Raw genomic sequence first — 23,324 nt, 5'->3', positions numbered from 1 at the left:
TTTCGTCGCGTCATTCCAGCAGAACGACGATAAATCCCGGCAAAGCACTTGACCTGTCAGGCAGATTCGTTTGCATCAGGGACAGTGCAAAATAAGTCCAGACATGGGAGGCAATATGTCGTTCTTCTCCACCCGTTTCCTCGCGGCATCCGCGCTGGCGCTGGTCGCGGCGACGCCCTTGAGCGCCAAGACCTTCGTCTATTGCTCCGAGGGTTCGCCCGAAGGCTTCGACCCCGCCCCCTATACCGCGGGCACGACCTTCGATGCCTCGGGTCACGCGGTCTACAACCGCCTGGTGCAGTTCAAGCCCGGCACCACGGAAATCGAGCCGGCTCTGGCCGAAAGCTGGGATGTCAGCGAGGACGGGCTGACCTATACCTTCCACCTGCGCAAGGGCGTCAAGTTCCACTCGAACGACAAGTTCACCCCCTCGCGCGACTTCAACGCCGATGACGTGATCTTCACCTTCGAGCGCCAGGCCAGCGCCGACAATCCCTGGCACGAATACATCTCGGGCATCACCTACGAATATTATTCCTCGATGGAGATGGACAAGCTGATCAAGTCCATCGAGAAGGTCGACGACAACACCGTCAAGTTCACCCTGAACCACCCCGAGGCGCCGTTCCTGGCCAATGTCGCCATGCCCTTCGTCTCGATCGTCAGCAAGGAATATGCCGACACGCTGGAGAAAGCCGGCACCCGCGAGGACCTGAACAACGCCCCGATCGGCACCGGCCCGTTCAAGTTCGTGGCCTATCAGAAGGACGCGGTGATCCGTTACCAGAAGAATGCCGATTACTGGGGCGAGGCGCCCAAGATCGACGACCTGGTCTTTGCCATCACCCCCGACGCCTCGGTGCGGCTGCAGAAGCTGAAGGCCGGCGAATGCCACCTGATGCCCTATCCGGCGCCCGCCGACATCGCCGACATCAAGGCCGATCCGAACCTGAAGCTGGACGAGCAGGCCGGGCTGAACGTCGGCTACCTGGCCTATAACACCACCGTCGCGCCCTTCGACAAGCCCGAGGTGCGCAAGGCGCTGAACATGGCCATCGACAAGAAGGCGCTGGTCGATGCGGTCTATCAGGGCGATGCCGAGATCGCCAAGAACCCGATCCCTCCGACCATGTGGGGCTATAACGACGCCATCGAGGCCGACAAATACGACCCCGAGGCCGCCAAGGCCGCGCTGGAGGCCGCCGGCGTCAAGGATCTGTCGATGGAAGTCTGGGCCATGCCGGTGCAGCGCCCCTACATGCCCAACGCCCGCCGCGCCGCCGAACTGATCCAGAGCGATTTCGCCAAGGTCGGCGTCAAGGTCGACATCGTCAGCTACGAATGGGGCGAATACCTGAAGAAGTCGATGGAGCCCGGCCGCAAGGGCGCGGTGATCCTAGGCTGGACCGGCGACAACGGCGACCCGGACAACTTCCTGTCGGTGCTGCTGAGCTGCGCCGCGGCCCAGGACGGCGGCGCCAACCGCGCCTTCTGGTGCAACCAGGAATTCTCGGACGTGATCGCCAAGGCCAAGGCCACCAGCGACCACGACGAGCGGGTCAAGCTCTATGAAGAGGCGCAGGTCATCTTCAAGAAGGACGAGCCCTGGGCCACGCTGGCGCATTCGACGCAATATGTGCCGATGCGCAAGGAAGTCACCGGCTTCGTGCAATCGCCGCTGGGCGACTACACGTTCGAAAACGTCGATCTGACCGAGTAATTTTCGGCTATCATGACAGCGGCCGTGCGGGGCCATGCCCCGCACGGCCCTTTTGGATCAGGGTTCGATGCTGAGATTCATCCTCACCAAACTGCTTTACCTGATCCCGACCATGCTCGGGATCACGCTGGTGGCTTTCGGGTTCATCCGCCTGCTGCCCGGCGATCCCGTGCTGCTGATGGCCGGCGAACGCGGCGTCTCGGCCGAGCGCTACGCCCAGATCGCGGCGCAGCTCGGCTATGACAAGCCGATCTGGCAGCAATATCTGCATTACCTCGGCAATCTGCTGCAGGGCGACCTCGGCAATTCGCTGGTGACGAAAAAGCCGGTGCTGGCCGAATTCCTGACCCTGTTCCCGGCCACGGTCGAGCTGGGCCTGGTCGCCATCATCATCGCCACCGTGATCGGCGTGCCGGTCGGCGTCATCGCCGCGATCAAGCGCGGCAGCTGGTTCGACCAGATCTCGATGACCGGGGCGCTGGTCGGGTTTTCCATGCCGATCTTCTGGTGGGGGCTGCTGCTCATCATCTTCTTCTCGGGCATCCTGCAATGGACCCCGGTCTCGGGTCGCATCAGCCTGATGTATTTCTTCCCGCCGGTGACCGGCTTCATGCTGATCGACAGCCTGATCTCGGGGCAGGCGGGCGCGTTCACATCCGCGCTGAGCCACCTGATCCTGCCCTCGATCGTGCTGGCGACGATCCCGCTGGCGGTGATCGCGCGCCAGACCCGTTCGGCCATGCTGGAGGTGATGGGCGAGGATTACGTCCGTACCGCCCGCGCCAAGGGCCTGTCGCCCCGCCGCGTCATCGGCGTGCATGCCCTGCGCAATGCGATGATCCCGGTCATCACCACCATCGGCTTGCAGATCGGCGTGCTGCTGGCCGGCGCCATCCTGACCGAGACGATCTTTTCCTGGCCCGGCATCGGCAAGTGGATGATCGATTCGATCTCGCGCCGCGACTATCCGGTCGTGCAATCCGGCCTCTTGCTGATCGCCGCCATCGTGATGATCGTGAACCTGATCGTCGACCTGACCTATGGTCTCATCAACCCGAGGATCCGGCACAAATGACCGATACCACCGTGAAACTCTCGGATGCGGCCATCCGGCGCCGGCAGATCAAGGAGTTCTGGTTCTATTTCAGCCAGAACCGGGGCGCCGTGATCGGGCTCGTGGTCTTCGTGGCTCTGGTGCTGACCGCCTTCCTTGCGCCGCTGCTGGCGCCGCATGATCCGACGCAGCAATACCGCGATGCGCTGCTGGTGCCGCCGATCTGGCAGGAGGGCGGCCGGGCCGGCTTCCTGCTGGGCACCGACGCGGTGGGCCGGGACATGCTGTCGCGGCTGATCTACGGCGCGCAATATTCGCTGTTCATCGGCATCGTCGTCGTCGCCATCGCCCTGACCGGCGGCATCATCATCGGGCTGATCGCCGGCTTCTACGGCGGCTGGGTCGACAGCGTCATCATGCGGGTGATGGACGTGGTGCTGGCCTTCCCCTCGCTCTTGCTGGCGCTGGTGCTGGTCGCCATCCTGGGGCCGGGGCTGACCAATGCGATGATCGCCATCGCCATCGTCTACCAGCCGCATTTCGCCCGCCTGACCCGCGCCGCGGTGATGGGCGAGAAGGCGCGCGAATATGTCGCCGCCGCCAAGGTGGCCGGGGCCTCGAACCTGCGGCTGATGTTCAGGACCATCCTGCCGAACTGCCTGGCGCCCTTGATCGTGCAGGCAACGCTGAGCTTTTCCAGCGCCGTGCTGGACTCCGCGGCGCTCGGCTTCCTCGGCATGGGTGCGCAGCCGCCGGCCTCGGAATGGGGCACCATGCTGGCCGAGGCGCGCGAATTCATCCTGCGCGCCTGGTGGGTCGTGACCTTCCCCGGTCTCGCCATCCTCATTTCGGTGCTGGCGATCAACCTGATGGGCGACGGTCTGCGCGACGCGCTCGACCCGAAACTGAAGCGGAGCTGAGCCATGGCCTTGCTGACAATCCGCAACCTGACCGTGCGCTTCGCCACCTCGACCGGCAGCTTCACCGCCGTGGACGGCATCGACGTGACCGTGGACAAGGGCGAGGTGCTGGCCATCGTGGGCGAATCCGGCTCGGGCAAGTCGGTCTCGATGCTGGCGGCGATGGGGCTCTTGCCCGACACCGCCCAGGTGACCGCCGACGAGATGAGCTTCGACGGCCAGGATCTGCTGCGCATGACCCCGCGCCAGCGCCGCCGCGTCATCGGGCGCGAGATCACCATGATCTTCCAGGAACCCATCGCCTCGCTGAACCCCAGCTTCACCACCGGCTACCAGATCGAGGAGGTGCTGCGCTTCAACGCCGGCATGTCGAAACGCGCCGCCCGCGCCCGCGCGCTGGAGCTGTTCCGCCAGGTCGGCATTCCCGACCCCGAGGAAAAGCTGAAATCCTACCCGCACCAGATGTCCGGAGGCCAATGCCAGCGGGTGATGATCGCCATGGCCATTGCCACCAACCCGCGCCTGCTGATCGCGGACGAGCCGACGACGGCGCTGGACGTGACCATCCAGAAGCAGATCCTGGACCTGTTGATGAAGCTTCAGGAACAGACCGGCATGGCGCTGATCCTGATCACCCATGACATGGGCGTGGTCGCGGAAACCGCCGACCGGGTGCAGGTGCAATACAAGGGCAGGAAGATGGAAGAGGCCGACGTGCTGTCGCTGTTCGAGGCGCCGAAACACCCCTATACCCGGGCGCTGCTCTCGGCCCTGCCGGAAAACGCCACCGGCGACCGCCTGCCCACCGTGGGCTCGTTCCTCGAGGAGGCCGCGAAATGAGCGTGGTGCAGGGCAAGAACATCATCCGCGACTATCACGTCCCCGGCTCGCTGACCCGCCGGGCGCGCGAGGTGCGCGCGGTCAAGGGCATCAGCTTCTCGGTCGATCGCGGCAAGACCCTGGCCATCGTCGGCGAATCCGGCTCGGGCAAGTCCACGCTGGCGCGCATCATCGCGCTGATCGACCCCGCGACCGAGGGCGAGCTGCTGATCGAGGGCAAGCCGCTCGACATCACCAAGGGCCTGACGCGCGAGATGCGCTCCAAGGTGCAGATGGTGTTCCAGAACCCCTACGGCTCGCTGAACCCGCGCCAGAAGATCGGCGACGTGCTGATGGAGCCCTTGCTTCTCAACACCGACACCCCCGCCGCCGAACGCCGCCGCCGGGCCGAGGAGATGCTGGTCAAGGTCGGGCTGCCGGCCGAGCATTTCAACCGCTATCCGCATATGTTCTCGGGCGGCCAGCGCCAGCGCATCGCCATCGCCCGTGCGCTGATGCTGAACCCGACGCTCCTGGTGCTGGACGAGCCGGTCTCGGCGCTGGACCTTTCGGTGCAGGCGCAGGTGCTGAACCTGCTGGCCGATCTTCAGGACGAATTCGACCTGGCCTATGTCTTCATCAGCCATGACCTGTCGGTGGTGCGCTACATCGCCGACGACGTCCTGGTCATGCACAAGGGCGAGGCGGTCGAACAGGGCACGCGCGAGGCGGTCTTTGCCGCACCCTCACACCCCTATACCCGCGAGCTTTTCGCCGCGACCCCGGTCACCGACATCGAGGCCATCCGCCAGCGCGTCGCCCGCCGCCAGGCGCTGCGCGCCGCCACGGCCTGACCCGCCCAAGTCGGGGCCGAACGCTCCGCGCCAGGCTTTCTCTGTTTTCCAAATACCCTCGGGGGGTCCGGGGGGCGAAGCGCCCCCGGTCCTCAACCTTCGGGATCGCGATAATCGTGCCAGTGTCCGCGCCAGTCGCGGATGCGCCAGCGGCCGCCGCCTTCGGCCACCGCATCGCCCGATTCCAGCCCGACCTTGCCATGCCCGCCCGGCAGGTCCAGCACATAGCGCGGCAGCGCCGTGCCCGAGATCCGGCCGCGCAAGCCCGCCATGATCGCCAGCCCCTCGGCAATGGTGGTGCGGAAATGCCCGGTGCCGCGTGCCAGGTCGCAGTGATGCAGGTAATAGGGCTTGACCCGGTTGCGCAGCAGCGCCCGGAACAGAGCCTCCAGCACCGCGGGATCGGCATTCACCCCGCGCAACAGCACCGTCTGCGACAGCAGCGGCAGCCCGGCATCGGCCAGCCGCGCCAGGGCGGCCTGCGCCGCGTCGGTCAGTTCCGCCGCATGGTTGGTATGGACCACCACCCAGACCGCCAGCCGCCCGGGCCGCAGCGCCGCCAGCATGGCATCGTCGATGCGATGCGGCGCCACCACGGGCACCCGGGTATGAAAACGCACCAGGTCGAGATGCGGGATCGCTTCCAGCCGCGCCAGCAGCGCCGCAATTCGCCGCGCCGACAGCACCATCGGATCGCCGCCGGTCAGGATCACCTCGCGGATCGCCGGCACCGCCGCGATGTAGTCCAGCGCCGCGGCCAGGTCGGCCTCGGGCAGGCTGCCGTCCTCGCCCACCACCTCGCGGCGGAAGCAGAAGCGGCAATAGACCTCGCAGGTCCTGGTGACATGCAGGATCACGCGGTCGGGATAGCGATGCGTCAGGCCGGGGGCGGGGCTATGCGCCGCGTCGCCGATCGGATCGACCAGTTCCTCGGGGCGCACCAGCAGTTCGCGGGCATCGGGCACGAATTGCGCGGCCACCCCGGGGGCGGCCGCAGCCTGGCGCATGGCCGGCGTCACGCGGATGCGAAAGCCGGCCGCGACCTGCTCCAGCACCCCGGTCTCGGCCGCATCGACCAGCCCGGCATCGACCATGCCGGAGACCGAGGTGATGGGGCGGGTGGACAAGCGGCGACTCCGGCAGCTGGAAAACCCGGCTTATCGACCCGGCAAGGCCGCTTGACAAGCCCCGCCCGCCCCATGGGGGGCAGGGGATCAGAAGGTGAAATCGCCCATGTCGAGCTGCGCCCGGTCCATATCGCGGATCGTCACGGTGGTATCGGCCGACAGCCGCAGCACCAGATCGTCGCCGACCTGCCGGGCACCGTTGATGACCTGCTGCACCTGGGCACGGCTGAAATCGTCGAAGTCGAGCCGGTCGACACCGTTCTGGAAGTCGCCGATCACGTCGCCGCCCTGGCCGCGTTCGAATTCAAAGACATCGTTGCCGGCGCCGCCCCACAGCACGTCATTGCCGCGCCCGCCGTCCAGCGTGTCCCGACCGGCGCCGCCAAACAGCAAATCGTTGCCGGCATCGCCGTCCAGCTCGTCATTGCCGTCCTGGCCGTGCAGCGTGTCATTGCCGCTGCCGCCTTCCAGCTCGTCATTGCCAAGGCCACCGAACAGCCGGTCGAAACCGTCGCCGCCCTCGAGATCGTCGTTGCCCATTCCGCCCCAAAGCGAATCGTTGCCCGCGCCGCCCTCGAGGTCGTCATTGCCGACCCCGCCCCACAGCGAATCATTGCCATTGCCGCCATAGAGGTCGTCATTGCCGCCATAACCATAAACCCGGTCATTGCCGTTCAGCCCCGACAGCCAGTCGGCCAGGTTGGTCCCCTGCAGCACATCGGCGAAATTCGTTCCGGTCTTGCGTACCATGATCATGGTCCTTTCAGGTTGCGGGCGGGCGCGCTGCGCGCGTCGATGGCCCCGGGTTGGCTCGCGACGGTCAAGGCGCCGCGATCGGAATGTCCCGCTGATGCCACAGGCTGGCTGACAGCCCTCTGACCCGGCCTGTCAGCGTTCTGTCAGCCCCGCGCCCAAAAGGATCCAGGTCGCAAATGTCAGGCCGCTGTCAGTCGCGGCGCGCTATCGGACAGGCATGAAACCGCTCATCGCCCTTCTCCTGGTCCTCTCGCTGCCGCCGCTCGCCGCTTGGGCGCAATCCGCCCCGACGCCCGATTACGAATTCGCCCGCGACGCGGTCGAGCGCGGCGAGATCCTGTCTCTTGCCGAGGTGCTCGCCAGGTTGCAGGATTCGCATCCCGGCCGGGTGGTCGAGGTGGAACTGGAACAGGACGACGACATGCTGATCTACGAGGTCGAACTGGTGACGCGCGACGGCCGGCTGATCGAGGTCGAGATCGACGCGGCCACCGGCCGCATCGTCAGCCTCGACGAGGACGCCGGCTGATGCGCGCCCTGGTGGTCGAGGACGACACCCGCATCGCTGCCGATCTGGAGCGCGCGCTGACCGCGGCGGGCTTCCGGGTCGAAGGCGCGGCCGATGGCGACACCGCCTGGTTCCGCGGCGGGACCGAGAATTACGACCTGATCGTGCTGGACCTGAATCTGCCGCGTCTCGACGGGCTGACCGTGCTGAAGCGCTGGCGGGCCGAGGGCTGCGAAAGCCCGGTGCTGATCCTGACCGCGCGCGGCGGCTGGACCGAACGGGTCGAAGGCATCGACGCCGGCGCCGACGACTACCTGCCCAAGCCCTTCCGCATGGAAGAGCTGATCGCCCGCGCCCGCGCCCTGGTGCGCCGCGCCGGCGGACGCGGCACCGCCACCCAGCAAGTCGGCCGGCTGACCGTGGACCTGAACCGGATGACGGCGGCCATCGACGGCATTCCGGTGGCGCTGACGCCGCTGGAGTTCCGGCTGATCGCCTATCTGGCGCTGAACCGCGACCGCACCGTGCCGCCGACCGAGCTCCTGGAACATCTCTACGGCGACGACGACGCGCGCGAGGCCAATGCCGTCGAGGCGGTGATCACCCGGCTGCGCCGCAAGCTCGGCGCCGGCGTCATCGCGACGCGGCGCGGCTTCGGCTATCACCTGGAGGGCGGCGCGGCCCCGGGGGCGGCATGATGCGTTCGATCCGCTGGCGGCTGGTGCTGGCGGGCGGGCTTGCCATCGCGCTGGCGCTGGCGCTGTCGGGCATGGGCCTCGCGGTGCTCTTCGAGCGCCATGTCGCCCGCGTCGCCGCCGCCGACCTGCGCAACCGCGCCTTGGCGCTGGCCGCCATGGTCGAGCCGCGCGGCGCCAGCCTGCGCGCCCCACCGGAAGACCCGCTCTACGACCAGCCCTTCTCGGGACATTACTGGCAGGTCAGCCTGGGCGAGGAAACGCGCCGCTCGCGCTCGCTCTGGGACTATGCGCTGCCGCTCGAAGGCCGGGCGCTGCCGCCGGGCCAGAGCCGGGTGTTGAACCTGCCCGGCCCGCGCGGCGAGCCGCTCCTGGCGGTCGAGCAAAGCCTCGCGGTCGGGCAGGGCGCCGCGGCGCTGCCCTTGCGCATCGTGGTGGCCGAGGACCGCAGCCGGCTCGCCCTGGCGAAACAGGGCTTCCTGGGCGACCTGCTGCCCTATCTCTCGCTGCTGGGCCTGGCGCTTCTGCTGGCCAGCTGGGTGCAGATCACCATCGGCCTGCGCCCGCTGGCCCAGGTCGGCGCCCGGGTGGCGGGTCTGGTGTCCGGCACCCGGCCGCGCATGGGCCGGGGCCTGCCGACCGAGGTGACGCCGCTCGCCAACCAGATCGACAGCCTGCTCGACGCCCGCGACCAGGAACTGGAACGCGCCCGCCACCGCGCGGCCAACTTGGCGCATGGCTTCAAGACCCCGCTCCAGGCCCTTCTGGGCGATGCCGCGCAATTGCGCGGCCGGGGCGAAACGGAACTCGCGCGCAGCATCGAGACCATCGCCACCGAGATGCGCCGCCACGTCGACCGCGAGCTGGCGCGGGCCCGGATCCAGACCGCGGGTCCGACCAGCGGCGCCGTCCCGGCCGAAATCGCCGGCAAGCTGATCGGCGTGCTGCGCCGCACGCCGGCGGGCGCCGGGCTCGACTGGCAGCTCGACGCCGCGCCCGGGCTGCGCGCCCGCATCGACCCGGGCGATCTGACCGAAGCCATGGGCGCGCTGATGGAGAACGCCATGCGCCATGCCCGCAGCCGGGTGCAGATCACCGTCCGCGCCGAAGCCCCGCGCATCGTCATCGCCATCCGCGACGACGGCCCCGGCGTCGCCGAGGCCGAGCTTGCCGGCCTGACCCGGCGCGGCCTCAGCCTCGACCCCAGCGGCCAGGGCCAGGGCATCGGCCTCGCCATGGTCGCCGACATCACCGACGCCGCCCAGGGCGAGCTCAGCCTGCAAAACGCCGATCCCGGCTTCCTGGCCGAGTTGCGCCTCGACGCCATGCCCTGAGCGGGCTTTCACCGTTTTCCAAATACCCCGGCGACGCTTCAGCCGGTCGCCACCGCGACATTGTCGATCAGCCGCACGCCGTCCAGCCAGGCCGCGACCAGCAGCCGCGCCGGCCGCCCGGGCTGGGCCGGACCCAGGCTTTCGCTGTCGCGCAGCTCCAGGTAATCGACCGGGCCGATGCCCGCCGCGTCCAGCCCGGCGCGCGCCTCGGCCAGAGCCGCCTCTGCCTCGGCGCCCGCCTCGATCGCCCGCGCGGCCGCGAACAGCGCCTGCGGCAGGGCGGCGGCACGGGCGCGCGCCCCGGGGTCCAGCCGCTGGTTGCGCGAGGACAAGGCCAGCCCGTCCTCGGCCCGCACGCAGGGGCAGGGCACGATCTCGCAGGACAGCTTCAGGTCGGCGACCAGCCGGCGCACCAGCTGCAATTGCTGCCAGTCCTTTTCGCCGAAATAGGCCCGGTCGGCGCCGGTCATGTTCAAAAGCAGCGTCACCACCGTCGCCACGCCGTCGAAATGCCCGGGCCGATAGGCGCCTTCCAGCGGCGCGGTCACGCCCGAGACCGAGATCACCGTGGCGTGGTCCGGCGGATAGACCTCGGCCGCGTCCGGCACGAACAGCGCATCGACCGACAGCGGCGCCAGCAGCGCGGCATCGGCATGTTCGGTGCGCGGATATTTGGCGAAATCCTCGGCATTGTTGAACTGGCGCGGGTTGACGAACAGCGTCACGATCACCCGGTCGCAGCCGGATTTCGCGGCCCGGACCAGGCTCAGATGCCCCTCGTGCAGGGCCCCCATGGTCGGCACCACGCCGATGGTCTCGCCCGCGGCCTTCCAGCCCCGGACCAGGGTGCGCAATTCGGCCAGCGGCCGGATGATGGGCGTGGTCATTCCGGCTTGCCCTCGCCGAAGCCGTGCTCGGGGCCGGGGAAGGCGCGGGCGCGCACCTCCTCGGCATAGGCGGCGATGGCGGCCTCGGCCGCTTCGCCCAGCTCGGCATAGCGCTTGACGAATTTCGGCCGGAAGTCCGAGAACAGCCCCAGCATGTCGTCGACCACCAGCACCTGGCCGTCGCAATCCACCCCGGCGCCGATGCCGATGGTCGGCACCGCGATCTCGGCGCTGATGCGGGCGCCCAATGCGCTCGGCAGCTTTTCCAGCACCACGGCGAAGGCGCCGGCATCGGCCAGCGCCGCGGCATCGACGGCGATGCGGTCGGCTTCGTGATGGCTGCGGCCCTGCACCTTGTAGCCGCCAAGCGTGTTGACCGATTGCGGCGTCAGCCCGACATGACCCATGACCGGGATGCCGCGCGCGACCAGGAAGGCCACCGTCTCGGCCATGTGCCGCCCGCCCTCGAGCTTCACCGCCTGGCAGCCGGTCTCGGCCAGCAGCCGCGCGGCATTGCGGAACGCCTGCTCGGGGCTTTCCTCGTAGCTGCCGAAGGGCATGTCCACGACCACGCAAGAGCGCGCGGCGCCGCGCATCACCGCCCTGCCGTGCAGGATCATCATCTCCATGGTCACGCCCAGGGTCGAGGGCAGCCCGTGCAGCACCATGCCCAGGCTGTCGCCGACTAGGGTCACGTCGCAATGCGCGTCCACCAGTTGCGCCATGGGCGTGGTATAGGCGGTCAGGCAGACCACGGGCTGGATGCCCTTGCGGGCGCGGATGTCGCCGGGGCTCAGCCGGGCCTTGCGCTCGGGTGTCGCGCTCATCAGTTCCTCCGTTATCCAAGGCCTCGGCGGCCGCTGCCCGAATATTTGATTCCTTCCGCCATGTCTCGCAATAAAATGATGCAGATGCAGCATTCCTGCGCACGAAAAGAAGCCTTGTCCTTCGCGTGCCCTGCGGTGTTTCCAACTTTCATGAAAGAATTCAAAAAGATACTGTCGTCGGACGGACCGGAGCAAGCATGAAAGTCCGATAGGATTGCCATTAGCGCCGCTGTCAGTACCATCGGCTAAAGGTCCAGAACGAATAAAGCAAAAATATCATAGTAATTTACGATATTTGAGATGAATTATTGATGTGGTTTCTGAAGAAAATAGCGGTGAGCGGCACGGTGCGGGCGTGCGAACGGGCGTGCCTTGCAACCTGACCGGCGGCTTGACATGCCGGAAGCCCGGGCCTAGTGCCGGTTTCCGGCCCCCGCGGGCCTGACAACCAGCGCCGCGCCTGCGCGGCCAGTTCCTCGGGATCACGACATGACGCTGAAAGCTGCCATCCTGGGCGCCTCGGGCTACACGGGCGCCGAACTCGTCCGGATCCTTGCCACGCATCCTTCGATCGAGGTCGCGGCGCTGTCGGCTGACCGCAAGGCGGGGCAGGGCTATGACGAGGTCTTTCCGCATCTGCGCCACCTGAAACTGCCGGCGCTGGTCAAGATGGAGGAGATCGACTTCTCGGCCATCGACCTGGTGTTCTGCGCCCTGCCGCATGGGCTCAGCCAGCCGCTGGTCGGGCAGATCCCCGGCCATGTGAAGATCGTCGACCTGGGCGCCGATTTCCGGCTGCGCGACCCGGCGGAATACAGGAAATGGTACGGGCTCGACCATGCCGCGCCCGAGGTCCAGCCGCAGGCGGTCTATGGCCTGACCGAATTCTATCGCGACCAGATCAAGGGCGCGCGGCTGGTCGCCGGCACCGGCTGCAACGCCGCGACGGTGCAATTCGCGCTGCGGCCGCTGATCGGATCGGGGCTGATCGATCTCGACGACATCATCTGCGACCTGAAGAACGGCGTCTCGGGGGCAGGGCGCGCGCTCAAGGAAAACATGCTCTTCGCCGAACGCTCCGAGGATGTGGCCGGCTATTCCCAAGGCGGCAAGCACCGCCACCTGGGCGAGTTCGACCAGGAGTTTTCCCTGCTGGCCGGCCGGCCGGTGCAGATCCAGTTCACCCCGCACCTGGTGCCGGTGAACCGCGGCATCCTGGCCTCGTGCTATCTGAAGGGCGAGCCGCAGGCCGTCCATGCCGCGCTGGCCCAGGCCTATGCCGACGAGCCCTTCATCGCGGTGCTGCCCTTTGGCCAGCTGCCGGCGATGGCGCATGTGCAGGGCTCGAACTTCTGCCATATCGGCGTGACCGGGGACCGGATTTCGGGGCGCACGCTGGTGGTCTCGACGCTGGACAACCTCTGCAAGGGCTCCTCGGGGCAGGCGGTGCAGAACGCGAACCTGATGCTGGGCCTGCCCGAGACCGAAGGGCTGATGCTGGCGCCGATCTTCCCCTGAACCCAGCGGCCTGCGGCGCTTTCTTCCGCGTTTTCCCGGGAACCGCGGGCCCGCTCCGCGCGTCTTGTTGCCAGAGCGGCGGCGGCATGTCGCCGCAGCAGAGGAGGATTGGGAATGCGTAGCCTGTTTGCGACTGCCGCTTCCGTCATGGTGCTGGCGCTGGCCGCCTGCGGCGACAATGCCACCGAACGCGCCGCCACCGGCGGCATCGGCGGCGCGGTGGTGGCCGGACCCGTCGGCGCCGTGGCCGGGGCCACCGTCGGCGCTGCCACGGCCGATTGACACGACAAGGGGCAGGGCCGTCGGCCCCGCCCCGTCATGCGACCCTCAAGCCCTCAGCCCTTGGCGCGTTCCACATAGGTCAGGTCGGCGGTGTTGATGATGACTTTGGTGCCCACGCCGATATGCGGCGGCACCATGATGCGCACGCCGTTATGCGCCATGGCCGGCTTGTAGCTGGACGAGGCGGTCTGGCCCTTGACCACCGGCTCGGTTTCGACCACCTCGACGGTGACCTTCTGCGGCAGTTCGATGGCGATGGCGACGCCGTTGTGGACCTGCAAGAAGACGCTGATGCCGTCTTCCAGGAACACCTTGTCGTCGCCGACTACGTCGGGCGAGACCACGACCTGCTCATAGCTTTCCGGCTCCATGAAGTGGAAGCCCTCGCCGTCCTCGTAGAGGAAATTATAGGCGCGCTCGTCGACATGGGCGCGCTCGACCTGTTCGGTGGTCTTCCAGCGTTCCGAGACCTTGTTGCCGTCCGAGATGCGGCGCAGGTCGACCTGGGTGGTCGGCGTACCCTTGCCGGGGTGGAAGTTGGTCGCCGTCAGGACGACATGAAGCTTGCCGTCGATCTCGACGACATTGCCTTTGCGAAGGCTGGAGGCGATGACTTTCAAGGCGGTTTCCCTTGCCTGCTTTTCAAATTCCGACGCGCCGGCTATGCCGGCGATGATGGTTTCCCTTAGCGCCTCGCGCGGCTTTGCGCCAGTCGCAAGCGGCGAAAAACGAGGTCTGCGATGAAAACCGCCCCTGACACGCCCTGGTGGGACCGCGACCGCCATGCCGGCCGCCGGCCGCTGCTTCTGGCCCGCAACCGCATCCAGCGCGCCATCCGCGACTGGCTCGAGGTCCGGGAGTTCATCGAGGTCGATCCGCTGGCCCTGGCCGTGAGCCCCGGAAACGAGGCGCATCTGCACGCTTTCGAGACCCGGCAGATCGGCAACGACGGCCAGCCCCGGCCGATGTATCTGCACACCAGCCCGGAATTCGCCATGAAGAAGCTGCTGGCGGCGGGCGAGGCGCGCATCTTTGCCTTCAGCCATGTCTGGCGCAACCGCGAGCGCGGCCGGCTGCACAGCCCCGAGTTCTGCATGCTGGAATGGTATCGCGCCGGAGAGGATTATCGCGTGCTTTTCGAGGATTGCGCGCATTATCTGCGGCTGGCCGCCGAGGCCGCCGGGGCCGAGATGCTGCGGTTCCACGATATGGAATGCGACCCTTTCGCCACGCCGCAGGTGATGAGCGTGGCCGAAGCCTTTCGCGAATATGCCGGCATCGACCTGCTTGCGACCTGCGACGGTGCTAAGACGGATGCGGCGGCGCTGCGCGCGCAGGCCGAGGGGCAGGGCATCCGCCTTGGCGCCGACGATACCTGGTCCGACATGCTGTCGCGCATCCTGGTCGAGAAGGTCGAGCCGCGCTTGGGCCAGGGCCGGCCGCTGATCCTGGACCGCTATCCGGCTGCCGAGGCCGCGCTGGCCCGGCCCGCCGGCGACGAGCCGCGCGAGGCCGAGCGCTTTGAGCTTTACGCCTGCGGCGTCGAACTGGCGAACGGTTTCGGCGAATTGACCGATCCCGCCGAACAGCGCCGCCGGTTTGAGCTGGAGATGCAGGAAAAGGCCCGAATCTATGGCGAGCGTTATCCGCTGGACGAGGATTTCCTGGCGGCCTTGGCGCAGATGCCGCCGGCCTCGGGCTGCGCGCTGGGGTTCGACCGGCTGGTGATGCTGGCGACCGGCGCGCCGCGCATCGACGAGGTGATCTGGACACCTATCACGCAATAACAGTCTGTTGCATCCGACAATTCATGCATTTTCGAACTATGCCGCTCGCGGATGCGCGGCGCCTTGCCGCCACCATGATTTCGCCTTTCGGCCCGATCACGGGAACGCTAGGTTGAGAAAAACACATGCGAGGGGCAGGGAATGCGGTTTTCATTGCGACTGACGGCCACGTTGACGGCTTTGGCCTTGGTTCTGGGCGGATGCAGCGGCGGGATGTATGCCCCGCGCGGCGGCGTGCCGCAGCAGAGCCAGGAGATCAAATGGGGCCGCAACCAGAACCCGCCGCCGGCCAAGGTCGCCGGGCTGAACCAGTGGATCGCCGGCTTCAAGGCCAATGCGCGCGCCCAGGGTATCAGCGACAGCACGCTGGATTTCGCCTTCCGCGACGTGGTCTACAACCCCGAGGTGGTCAAGCGCAGCCAGAACCAGGCTGAGTTCAAGAAATCGCTTTGGGAATACCTGGAAAACGCGGTTTCGGAAAAACGCCAGACCAACGGCCGCGCCGCGCTGGGGCAATATGGCGGCGTGCTGAGCCGCGTCGAGGCGACCTATGGCGTCGACAAGGAGATCGTCACCGCCGTCTGGGGCATGGAATCGACCTATGGCGAGCGGCGCGGCGACCTGCCGCTGATCGAGGCGCTGTCGACGCTGTCCTATGAGGGCTATCGCGGCGATTTCTTCCGCAGCCAGCTGTTGGCCTCGCTGAAGATCCTGCAGGCGGGCGACATCGGCCCCGCCCATATGACCGGCAGCTGGGCCGGCGCCATGGGCCACACCCAGTTCATCCCGACGACATACCTGGCCTATGCCGTTGATTTCACGGGAGACGGCCGCCGCGACATCTGGTCGAACGATCCCTCGGATTCGCTGGCCTCGACGGCGAATTACCTGGCGAAATCCGGCTGGCAGCCCGGCCTGCCGGCGGCGGTCGAGGTGACACTGCCCGCCGGCTTCAACACCGGCCTGGCCGGCAAGGGCAAGCGGCGCTCGGTCTCGGAATGGCAGTCGCTGGGCATTCGCCAGGCCACCTCGCGGCCCTTGCCGCCGGCCGGCGCCTCGACCGAGCTGCTGATCCCCGGCGGCGCCGATGGCGCGGCCTTCCTGATCACCCGCAACTTCCACGCCATCCTGCGCTACAACAACGCCGACAGCTATGCGCTGGCGGTGGCGCATCTGGCCGATCGGCTGAAAGGCTATCCGGGGCTGGCGAATCCATGGCCGGCCAGCCATCCCGGCCTGCGCATCGAGCAGCGCAAGGAGATGCAGCGGCTGCTGACCGCGCGCGGCTTCGACACGCAGGGCGTCGACGGCAATGTCGGTTCGAACACCATCACCGCGATCCGGGCTTATCAGACCTCGCGCGGGCTGCCGCCGACCGGCGAGCCTTCGGCCACGCTGCTGGAGCAGCTGCGCCGCGGTTGACGGCAGGAATGACGAACGGGCGAAGGCCACCACAACCTTCGCCCGTTTCGCGTCGGAACGACTCGTGACCGCTTACCACCACAACAAGCGCACCGCTGACCGACATGACCCTTTGTGGCGCGCCGGGCTCCGGATGTGAAGCTGGCATTTTGGGCAGGTCCTGACCAGCAGGATGCGCGGCGCGGCATATTTTACATAACTCTGGTTATCGGCAAATCCTTGCGGAAGGGCGAGTTTTTGTCGAGCAACCGAACAATGACGGCCACTGAATCAGTGGGCAAAAAGAAGCCATTTTAGCCGTTTCGGCGACCATTGGTCGGCCAAATGTTTGCCATTAGCGCTCCGATTCAAATAATTTTATTATATTACAATGACCTATGGTCGTGATTGGCCGCTCCGCTCTCTTCGTCGAACGAGTGGCCGATAGCTCTGCGTTATGCAATCCGCCCAATTGACGCAGCCGGAACATTTCAGCAACGATCCAGCCGCTGATCAGCGAATGCCTCAGAGCACCTGCTGGCCATCTGCCAAATTATCGCTGCTGCTCCGGAGGATCTTTGTCTTCCGAACAACGTGTTCTGCTGAAAGGTCCGTTGAAGATGCTGTCCTGTTTTGTGAACCCATTCGCAGCCCAGCGCGCCGGACAGGACGTCTCCCGGCCCGCGCCCCGCCGTGTCTGGTGCAGTCGGGGATTGCAGCCCATGCAACCGTTATGAGCAGCCCTGCCGCCCCCGACAGCGATTCCCCCGTGGCTTTCTGCCGCTTTCCCTGGTCCTCGACGTCCAAGGACGATGGGGCCGCGCTGGAACACGGCATCGCGGCATTGGGCCGGGCGATCCGGCAAGCACGCGGCTAGCGGCCCAGCCGATCCAGCGCCCGCAGCAGCGGCGCCGCATCCTCGCCCAGCTCGGCCAGCAGCTCGGCCTGGAACGTATCGGCGATGCGGCCAAGCCGGGCCATCAGCGCCCGCCCGTCCTCGGTCAGCTCCAGCGCCACCAGCCGCTGGTCGCTGTCATGGCCGGATTTGCGCAGATGGCCCGCCTGTTCCAGCCGCGTCGCCGCTCGGCTGACCACCGACTTGTCGAGGTTCACCCGCTGCGTGATGTCCCGCACGCTGACCGGGCCGGACTTGCCCAGATGCGCCAGCACCCGCCATTCGGGGATGCTGAGCCCGGCCTCGGCCTCGTACAGCGCGGCAAAGCGGCGGCTGACCTGCGCCGCCGCCACGGCCAGCCGATAGGGCAGGAATCCGTCCAGATCAAAGCTCATCGTTCCTCCTGTCGGCGGCAGCTCAGCAGAAAATCGTTGCTGCCGCAACAAGGCCGTTGACATCGTTGCCAAAGCAACGGTATTTTCGTTGCATCGGCAATGAATCCCGGGGAGGAGGCCGCATGTCCCATCACGCCCTGCCCACCGGCATGATCCGCGCCGCCGCCACCACCGGCACGGTCGCGGGCTACATGCCCGGTTTCGGCAACGATTTCGAGACCGAGGCCTTGCCCGGCGCCCTGCCGCAAGGCCAGAACAGCCCGCAGAAATGCAACTACGGGCTTTATGCCGAGCAGCTGTCCGGCACCGCCTTCACCGCGCCGCGCGGCCAGAACGAGCGCACCTGGTGCTATCGCATCCGGCCCTCGGTGCATCACACCGGCCGCTTCGCGCCGATCGCCCTGCCCTATTGGAAAACCGCGCCGAACGTCCGCGACGACATCGTCAGCCTGGGGCAATATCGCTGGGATCCGATCCCGCTGCCGGAACAGGCGCTGACCTGGATCACCGGGATGCGCACCATGACCACCGCCGGCGATGTGAACATCCAGGTCGGCATTGCCAGCCATGTCTACCTGGTCACGCAATCCATGCAGGACGAATATTTCTTCTCGGCCGACAGCGAACTGCTGGTCGTGCCGCAGGAGGGCCGGCTGCGCTTCTGCACCGAACTCGGCGTGATCGACCTCGAGCCGCGGGAAATCGCCATCCTGCCCCGCGGCCTCGTCTATCGCGTCGAGGTGCTGGACGGCCCCTGCCGCGGCTTCGTCTGCGAGAATTACGGCCAGACGTTCGACCTGCCCGGCCGCGGCCCGATCGGCGCCAATTGCCTGGCCAATCCGCGCGACTTCAAATGCCCGGTGGCGGCCTATGAGGATCGCGAGACCCGCTCGCGCGTGGTCATCAAGTGGTGCGGGCAGTTCCACGAGACCTGGATCGGGCACTCGCCGCTGGACGTGGTGGCCTGGCACGGCAATTACTGCGCCTATAAATACGACCTGCGCAGCTATTCCCCGGTCGGCGCGATCCTGTTCGACCATCCCGACCCGTCGATCTTTACCGTGCTGACCGCGCCCTCGGGACAGGAGGGCACGGCGAATATCGACTTCGTGCTGTTCCGCGAGCGCTGGCTGGTGGCCGAACATTCCTTCCGCCCGCCCTGGTATCACAAGAACATCATGTCCGAGCTGATGGGCAATATCTACGGCGTCTATGATGCCAAGCCGCAGGGCTTCGCGCCGGGCGGCATCAGCCTGCACAATTGCATGCTGCCGCACGGCCCGGACCGCGACGCTTTCGAACATGCCTCGGACAGCGAATTGAAGCCCGAGAAGCTGGACCACACCATGTCCTTCATGTTCGAGACCCGCTTCCCCCAGCACCTGACCGAATTCGCCGCCCGCGAGGCACCGATGCAGCAGGACTATATCGAGGTCTGGGACCGGCTCGAGAAGAAGTTCGACGGCACGCCGGGCGTGAAGTGACGCGGCGCGGGGGGCTGTCTGCCCCCCGGCGCCTGTCCGCCCCCTCGACGGGGGCGGACAGGCGCTCCCCCCGAGGGTATTTCTGAAACGGAGAAGAACACCGGCATGCCCCTGCTGCGGTCCCGGGTCGAAAGCGCCAATCGCGCCGATGGTCCCTTTCCCCTCAACAATCTGCCCTATGGGGTGTTTTCCGTGGCAGACGAGGCGCCGCGCTGCGGGGTGGCCATCGGCGACATGATTCTGGATCTGGCGGCTTGCGAGGCGCAGGGGCTGATCGATGCCGGCGGCACCTTCGCGCAACCGCAACTGAACGGGTTCATGGCCCTGGGACGGACGCGCTGGGACGCGGTGCGGGCGCGGCTGTCCGCATTGCTGGCCGAAGGCGCCGCGGGCGAGCTGCCGCTGGTCGCCATGGCGGATGCAACCCTGCACCTGCCGATCTGGGTTGCGGAATACACCGATTTCTATGCCTCGCGGCACCATGCCTTCAACGTCGGCATGCTGTTTCGCGGCCCCGCGCATGCGCTGCCGCCGCAATGGACGCATATGCCGATCGGCTATAACGGACGGGCCTCCTCCGTGGTGGTCTCGGGCACGCCGATCCGTCGGCCCATGGGACAGGTAAAGGGCGAGGCCGGCCCGGAATGGGGGCCCTGCCGGCGGCTGGACCTGGAACTGGAGTTGGGCGCCGTGGTCGGCGCCGACAGCCGCATGGGCGAGCGGATCGGAGTGGAGCAGGCCGAGGCGATGATCTTCGGCTATGTGCTGCTGAACGACTGGTCGGCGCGCGACGTGCAGGCTTGGGAATATCAGCCGCTGGGCCCGTTCCAGTCCAAGGCGCTGGGAACCACCATCGGCGCCTGGGTGGTGACCCAGGCCGCGCTGGAGCCCTTCCGTTCGCCCGGCGCCGAGCGGCTGAATCCGCTGCTGCCCTATCTGCAGGAAAGCCGGCCCGGATTCTACGATCTGGCGGTCGGCTGGACCATGAACGGGCAGGTCATGGCGCGCACCAATTACAACGTCATGTATTACTCCAGCGCCCAGCAGCTGGCGCATCATACCAGTTCCGGCTGCCCGATGCGGGTCGGCGACCTTTTGGGCTCGGGCACCATCTCGGGGCCCTCGCGCGACCAGGCCGGGGCGCTTCTGGAAATGACCGAAGGCGGCAAGCTGCCGGTCACGGTCAAGGGCGAGCCGCGCCTTTTCATCGAGGACGGCGACGAGATCGGGCTTTTCGCCGAGGCGCAGGGCGACGGCTATCGCATCGGCTTCGGTCCCTGCCTGGGCCGGGTGCTGCCGGCGCAGCCGTGAGCGTGGTGCTGCATGGCTGTTGGCGCGCGGCCATGTCCTGCCGGGGTGCGGATGGCGCTGGGGCCGAAGGGCACCGGCTGATGAGCGGGTGCCGGTCGACCTGCTGGCCGGCGCGCAGCGTGGCGCATCTGGTTCCAGCGCTGGAGATCGACGGGCTGATGCTGAGCAATCGCTGGCGATCATCGGATACAGGGGCGAGACCGGGCCGTTCCGGCGCTGCGGCCGTCCGACCCGGCGGGGCGCGCGGGGGCCGGTGAGCATCGGCCTTCACCGGCGGGATACGCTCGGACTGCCACGGTCCGCAGCTTCTCGGGCCACAGCCTTGCAGAAACCGGGATTGAAAGCCCGATACCAGGTCAGCATGGCAAATTCCGGTCCGTTTCGACCTGGCGCCGGCGGCGGTTGCCCGCGGAACCACCATGCAGGACTGCAAGCCGGAGAGGCGCAAGAGCCTTGATTGACTGCATTATTGAATGCAATCAATCATCTTTAAATTTGCCGATCAATTGCCTATGTATGGCTTGGGCGCGGCGAACGCGCCCGCGATTGTTGCAAGGGAAAACGCGCATGACCTCATCGACCCTGCTCGCCCAGGATCCCGGCAATCTCAAGCCGGCGCTGCGGCGGGGTGCCTGCCTGAAGTGCCCGCGCTGCGGCGAGGGCAAGCTGTTTCGCAGCTATCTGAAAGTGGCCGCGCAATGCGACGCCTGCGGGCTGGATCTGACGCCGCAGCGGGCCGACGACGGGCCGGCCTATGTCGTCATCCTGCTGGTCGCGCATCTGATCGGCTTTGCGCTGGTGCCGATGTTCAGCCTGCTGGGGGACCATCCGGCGCGGATCGCGCTGCTGCTGGGCCTTGCCGCGGTGGGGCTGTCGCTGGCGCTGCTGCCGCCGGTCAAGGGCATGTTCGTCGCGCTGCAATGGGTCAAGGGCATGCACGGGTTCGAGCCGGCGCGCGCCGTCGTCCCGGTCCGCGCCGCCTAGCCCATCCAGCCGCCGCCGGACAGGCTGTCGGCCAGGAACAGAAGCCCGCTCTGCAGCTCGTCGCGGCTGACCGAGCCGCCCAGGCAGATGCGCAGATGCTCGTCGGGTGCGGCGCCCACGGTGAAGGCATCGGCCGGCATCAGCCCGATGTGGCGGCCGGCCATGCGGCCCATCAGCTCGGCGCGGCCGGCGCCTTCGGGCAGCTTCAGCCAGATGTTGAAGGCATGCGGATCGGCGCGGAACCGGAAGCCCGACAGCACCGCGGCGGCGATGCGCTGGCGCGCCGCGCTTTCCGCGCTGACGAAATCGCGGATGCGGTCGGCGGTGCCGTCCTCGATCCAGCGTGTCGCCAGCGCCATGCCCAGGGGCGAGGCCATGCCGGCAAAGGCGCGCAGCGCCTGGGCCAGCGCGAAGGCCGCGCGGCCGTCCGGCGCCACCACATAGGCCAGCCGCAGCCCGGCGCCGATGCATTTCGACAACCCGCCGACATGCCAGGTCTGCGCCGGCGCCAGCACGGCGAAGGGCGGCGGCGGCGCCTGCGGCACGAAACCATAGGCGTCGTCCTCGATCAGCGGCAGGGCGTGGCGGGCGATGATGTGGGCCAGCTCGCGGCGGCGCCATTCCGGCATGGTCAGCGTGGTCGGATTGTGCAGCACCGGGTTCAGGTAAAGCGCCTTGGGCGCGTGGTCGCGGATCGCCACCTCGAGCAGCTCCGGAATCATCCCGGCATCGTCGAGTTCGATCCCGGCCAGCCGCAATCCCAGCCGGGCGGCCAGGGCGCGCAGGCCGGGATAGGTGATGCGCTCGCACAGCACCGTGTCGCCGGCGCGCGCCAGGGTCGACAGGATCGCGGCCATGGCGGCATGGGCGCCCGGGGCGATGGCGATGCGCTCGGGCGCGGGGGCGATGCCGCGCCGCGCCAGCCAGGTCGCCGCCGCCAGCTTGTCGGGCTCGCCGCCGGTGGTGGCCTGGTAGCGCAGGAGCGGCATCAGGTTGGCCGAGATCTCGGCCACCCCCTCGGCCATGCGGGCGATCAGCGCGGGGTCGGTGACCTCGGGCGGACGGTTCATCGACAGGTCCTCGCCGCCCAGCCGCCGGGGGTCGGGGGCCGTGGCGGCGGGTGCCGGCGTGCCGCGGATGAAGGTGCCGCGCCCGACATGGCTTTGCACCAGCTGGCGGGCCTGCGCCTCGGCATAGGCGCGGCTGACGGTGGTGAAGTCGATGCCCAAAGCCTCGGCCAGCCGGCGCTGCGGCGGCAGCCGGTCGCCGGGGCGCAATCCGCCGCTGCGGACATCGGCCTCGATGGCATCGGCGATCTGCAGGTAACGCGGCTTGCCATCCGCAGCCAGCACGGGAATCCAGGAGGTCATGACGGTCCAATCGGGAAATTGTAGCGGATTGTATGCAGGCAAAGCGGCGCAGGCAAGGCCGGGCCGACCGACGGGGTTCGGCAGCGCCTCCGCGGGACGGACCGCGGAATATTTCGCGTCCATACAAGTCATGGAATTTCTTCTTCTTTGTATGCATGGCGTCGGCTGGCTGGCCCGAGCGTCGGCGATGCTGGAACGCTGCGCGATCCCTATCCGCTGTCGAATATCGGCGACGGCAGCGGCGAGGAGGTGCATCCTGCCCTGCCGTCATATCCGCCACAGGCGCATCACCGACCCGGTGATCGGGATCCGACTGGCCGGGCCGCGCCTATAACGGCACTACGAGTTCTGGCGTGCTGGTCGCCCGTCGGCCGGGCTGGAGCGATTGATCCAAGC

General features: G+C 67.4%; 22 protein-coding genes. 15 read left to right on the top strand and 7 right to left on the bottom strand.

The annotated features are described in order from the left end of the window. The first annotated feature begins 115 nt into the window (after positions 1-115). The 5 genes from PARN5_RS0117445 to PARN5_RS0117425 all read left to right on the top strand — a co-directional run bounded on the left by PARN5_RS0117445 (position 116) and on the right by PARN5_RS0117425 (position 5,367). Positions 116-1,720: an ABC transporter substrate-binding protein gene (locus PARN5_RS0117445; RefSeq protein ID WP_018001059.1), complete on the top strand. Its 1,605-nt coding sequence runs from the start codon at positions 116-118 to the stop codon at positions 1,718-1,720. A gap of 67 nt (positions 1,721-1,787) precedes the next feature. Continuing rightward, positions 1,788-2,795, top strand: a complete 1,008-nt coding sequence (locus PARN5_RS0117440; protein ID WP_018001058.1) for an ABC transporter permease subunit — start codon at positions 1,788-1,790, stop codon at positions 2,793-2,795. Then, entirely contained in the window at positions 2,792-3,694 is a 903-nt protein-coding gene (locus PARN5_RS0117435; RefSeq protein ID WP_018001057.1) for an ABC transporter permease subunit, read from the top strand. The genes PARN5_RS0117440 and PARN5_RS0117435 overlap by 4 nt, the downstream gene beginning before the upstream one ends. A 3-nt stretch (positions 3,695-3,697) precedes the next feature. After that, the gene (locus PARN5_RS22530) at positions 3,698-4,534 is read left to right on the top strand and encodes an ABC transporter ATP-binding protein (RefSeq protein WP_018001056.1); all 837 of its coding nucleotides are present in this window, start codon (positions 3,698-3,700) and stop codon (positions 4,532-4,534) included. After that, positions 4,531-5,367, top strand: a complete 837-nt coding sequence (locus tag PARN5_RS0117425) for an ATP-binding cassette domain-containing protein (protein WP_018001055.1) — start codon at positions 4,531-4,533, stop codon at positions 5,365-5,367. Before PARN5_RS22530 ends, PARN5_RS0117425 begins: the two co-directional genes overlap by 4 nt. Positions 5,368-5,459: 92 nt before the next feature. Here PARN5_RS0117425 and PARN5_RS0117420 read toward each other — a convergent pair whose 3' ends face one another. Beyond that, a complete protein-coding gene (locus tag PARN5_RS0117420; RefSeq protein ID WP_051071059.1) occupies positions 5,460-6,461 on the bottom strand; it encodes a lysine-2,3-aminomutase-like protein in 1,002 nt (333 codons plus the stop codon). Positions 6,462-6,581: 120 nt separating this feature from the next. Beyond that, positions 6,582-7,244 (bottom strand): calcium-binding protein, encoded by a 663-nt coding sequence (locus PARN5_RS0117415; protein WP_026155538.1) that lies wholly within the window; start codon positions 7,242-7,244, stop codon positions 6,582-6,584. 223 nt (positions 7,245-7,467) lie between these two features. On the opposite strand from PARN5_RS0117415, the gene PARN5_RS0117410 reads away from it, so the two are divergent. The 3 genes from PARN5_RS0117410 to PARN5_RS0117400 are packed head-to-tail and all read left to right on the top strand — an operon-like array spanning position 7,468 to position 9,787. Beyond that, positions 7,468-7,779 (top strand): PepSY domain-containing protein, encoded by a 312-nt coding sequence (locus tag PARN5_RS0117410; RefSeq protein ID WP_018001052.1) that lies wholly within the window; start codon positions 7,468-7,470, stop codon positions 7,777-7,779. Then, a complete protein-coding gene (locus tag PARN5_RS0117405) occupies positions 7,779-8,456 on the top strand; it encodes a response regulator transcription factor (RefSeq protein WP_018001051.1) in 678 nt (225 codons plus the stop codon). Before PARN5_RS0117410 ends, PARN5_RS0117405 begins: the two co-directional genes overlap by 1 nt. Next, a complete protein-coding gene (locus PARN5_RS0117400) occupies positions 8,453-9,787 on the top strand; it encodes a HAMP domain-containing sensor histidine kinase (RefSeq protein ID WP_018001050.1) in 1,335 nt (444 codons plus the stop codon). The genes PARN5_RS0117405 and PARN5_RS0117400 overlap by 4 nt, the downstream gene beginning before the upstream one ends. Before the next feature lie 38 nt (positions 9,788-9,825). Here the strand turns inward: PARN5_RS0117400 and panC are convergent, their stop codons facing one another. Both panC and panB read right to left on the bottom strand, forming a co-directional pair. Beyond that, positions 9,826-10,674: a pantoate--beta-alanine ligase gene (gene panC, locus PARN5_RS0117395; protein WP_018001049.1), complete on the bottom strand. Its 849-nt coding sequence runs from the start codon at positions 10,672-10,674 to the stop codon at positions 9,826-9,828. Next, entirely contained in the window at positions 10,671-11,501 is an 831-nt protein-coding gene (gene panB / locus PARN5_RS0117390) for a 3-methyl-2-oxobutanoate hydroxymethyltransferase (RefSeq protein ID WP_018001048.1), read from the bottom strand. Before panB ends, panC begins: the two co-directional genes overlap by 4 nt. Before the next feature lie 489 nt (positions 11,502-11,990). On the opposite strand from panB, the gene argC reads away from it, so the two are divergent. Continuing rightward, positions 11,991-13,019, top strand: a complete 1,029-nt coding sequence (gene argC / locus PARN5_RS0117385) for an N-acetyl-gamma-glutamyl-phosphate reductase (RefSeq protein ID WP_018001047.1) — start codon at positions 11,991-11,993, stop codon at positions 13,017-13,019. 114 nt (positions 13,020-13,133) lie between these two features. Beyond that, a complete protein-coding gene (locus tag PARN5_RS24620) occupies positions 13,134-13,301 on the top strand; it encodes a hypothetical protein (RefSeq protein ID WP_198289619.1) in 168 nt (55 codons plus the stop codon). 53 nt (positions 13,302-13,354) lie between these two features. Here the strand turns inward: PARN5_RS24620 and efp are convergent, their stop codons facing one another. Then, on the bottom strand, positions 13,355-13,921 hold the full coding sequence (efp, locus tag PARN5_RS0117375; RefSeq protein WP_018001045.1) for an elongation factor P: 567 nt from the start codon (positions 13,919-13,921) through the stop codon (positions 13,355-13,357). A gap of 120 nt (positions 13,922-14,041) precedes the next feature. On the opposite strand from efp, the gene epmA reads away from it, so the two are divergent. Further along, positions 14,042-15,088: an EF-P lysine aminoacylase EpmA gene (gene epmA, locus PARN5_RS0117370; protein ID WP_018001044.1), complete on the top strand. Its 1,047-nt coding sequence runs from the start codon at positions 14,042-14,044 to the stop codon at positions 15,086-15,088. Positions 15,089-15,229: 141 nt separating this feature from the next. Then, on the top strand, positions 15,230-16,510 hold the full coding sequence (locus PARN5_RS0117365) for a lytic murein transglycosylase (protein WP_026155537.1): 1,281 nt from the start codon (positions 15,230-15,232) through the stop codon (positions 16,508-16,510). Between the two features lie 852 nt (positions 16,511-17,362). Here PARN5_RS0117365 and PARN5_RS0117360 read toward each other — a convergent pair. Continuing rightward, positions 17,363-17,779, bottom strand: a complete 417-nt coding sequence (locus PARN5_RS0117360) for a MarR family transcriptional regulator (protein ID WP_018001042.1) — start codon at positions 17,777-17,779, stop codon at positions 17,363-17,365. 122 nt (positions 17,780-17,901) lie between these two features. Between PARN5_RS0117360 and hmgA the strand changes: the two genes are divergently transcribed. From hmgA to PARN5_RS0117345, 3 genes are all read left to right on the top strand, one after another. After that, positions 17,902-19,263 carry a homogentisate 1,2-dioxygenase gene (hmgA, locus tag PARN5_RS0117355; protein WP_018001041.1) on the top strand — a complete coding sequence of 454 codons (1,362 nt, stop codon included), beginning with the start codon at positions 17,902-17,904 and terminating at the stop codon, positions 19,261-19,263. Positions 19,264-19,368: 105 nt separating this feature from the next. Beyond that, positions 19,369-20,574, top strand: a complete 1,206-nt coding sequence (gene fahA, locus PARN5_RS0117350) for a fumarylacetoacetase (protein WP_018001040.1) — start codon at positions 19,369-19,371, stop codon at positions 20,572-20,574. Positions 20,575-21,141: 567 nt separating this feature from the next. Beyond that, positions 21,142-21,558 (top strand): DUF983 domain-containing protein, encoded by a 417-nt coding sequence (locus PARN5_RS0117345; RefSeq protein ID WP_018001039.1) that lies wholly within the window; start codon positions 21,142-21,144, stop codon positions 21,556-21,558. Here the strand turns inward: PARN5_RS0117345 and PARN5_RS0117340 are convergent. Next, a complete protein-coding gene (locus PARN5_RS0117340) occupies positions 21,555-22,928 on the bottom strand; it encodes a PLP-dependent aminotransferase family protein (protein ID WP_026155536.1) in 1,374 nt (457 codons plus the stop codon). The two genes, PARN5_RS0117345 and PARN5_RS0117340, sit on opposite strands and share 4 nt — an antisense overlap. Positions 22,929-23,324: the final 396 nt, after the last annotated feature.

Origin of the sequence: Paracoccus sp. N5 (genome assembly GCF_000371965.1) — a bacterium.
Classification (GTDB): domain Bacteria; phylum Pseudomonadota; class Alphaproteobacteria; order Rhodobacterales; family Rhodobacteraceae; genus Paracoccus.
This window is presented reverse-complemented; position numbering and strand designations above follow the sequence as displayed.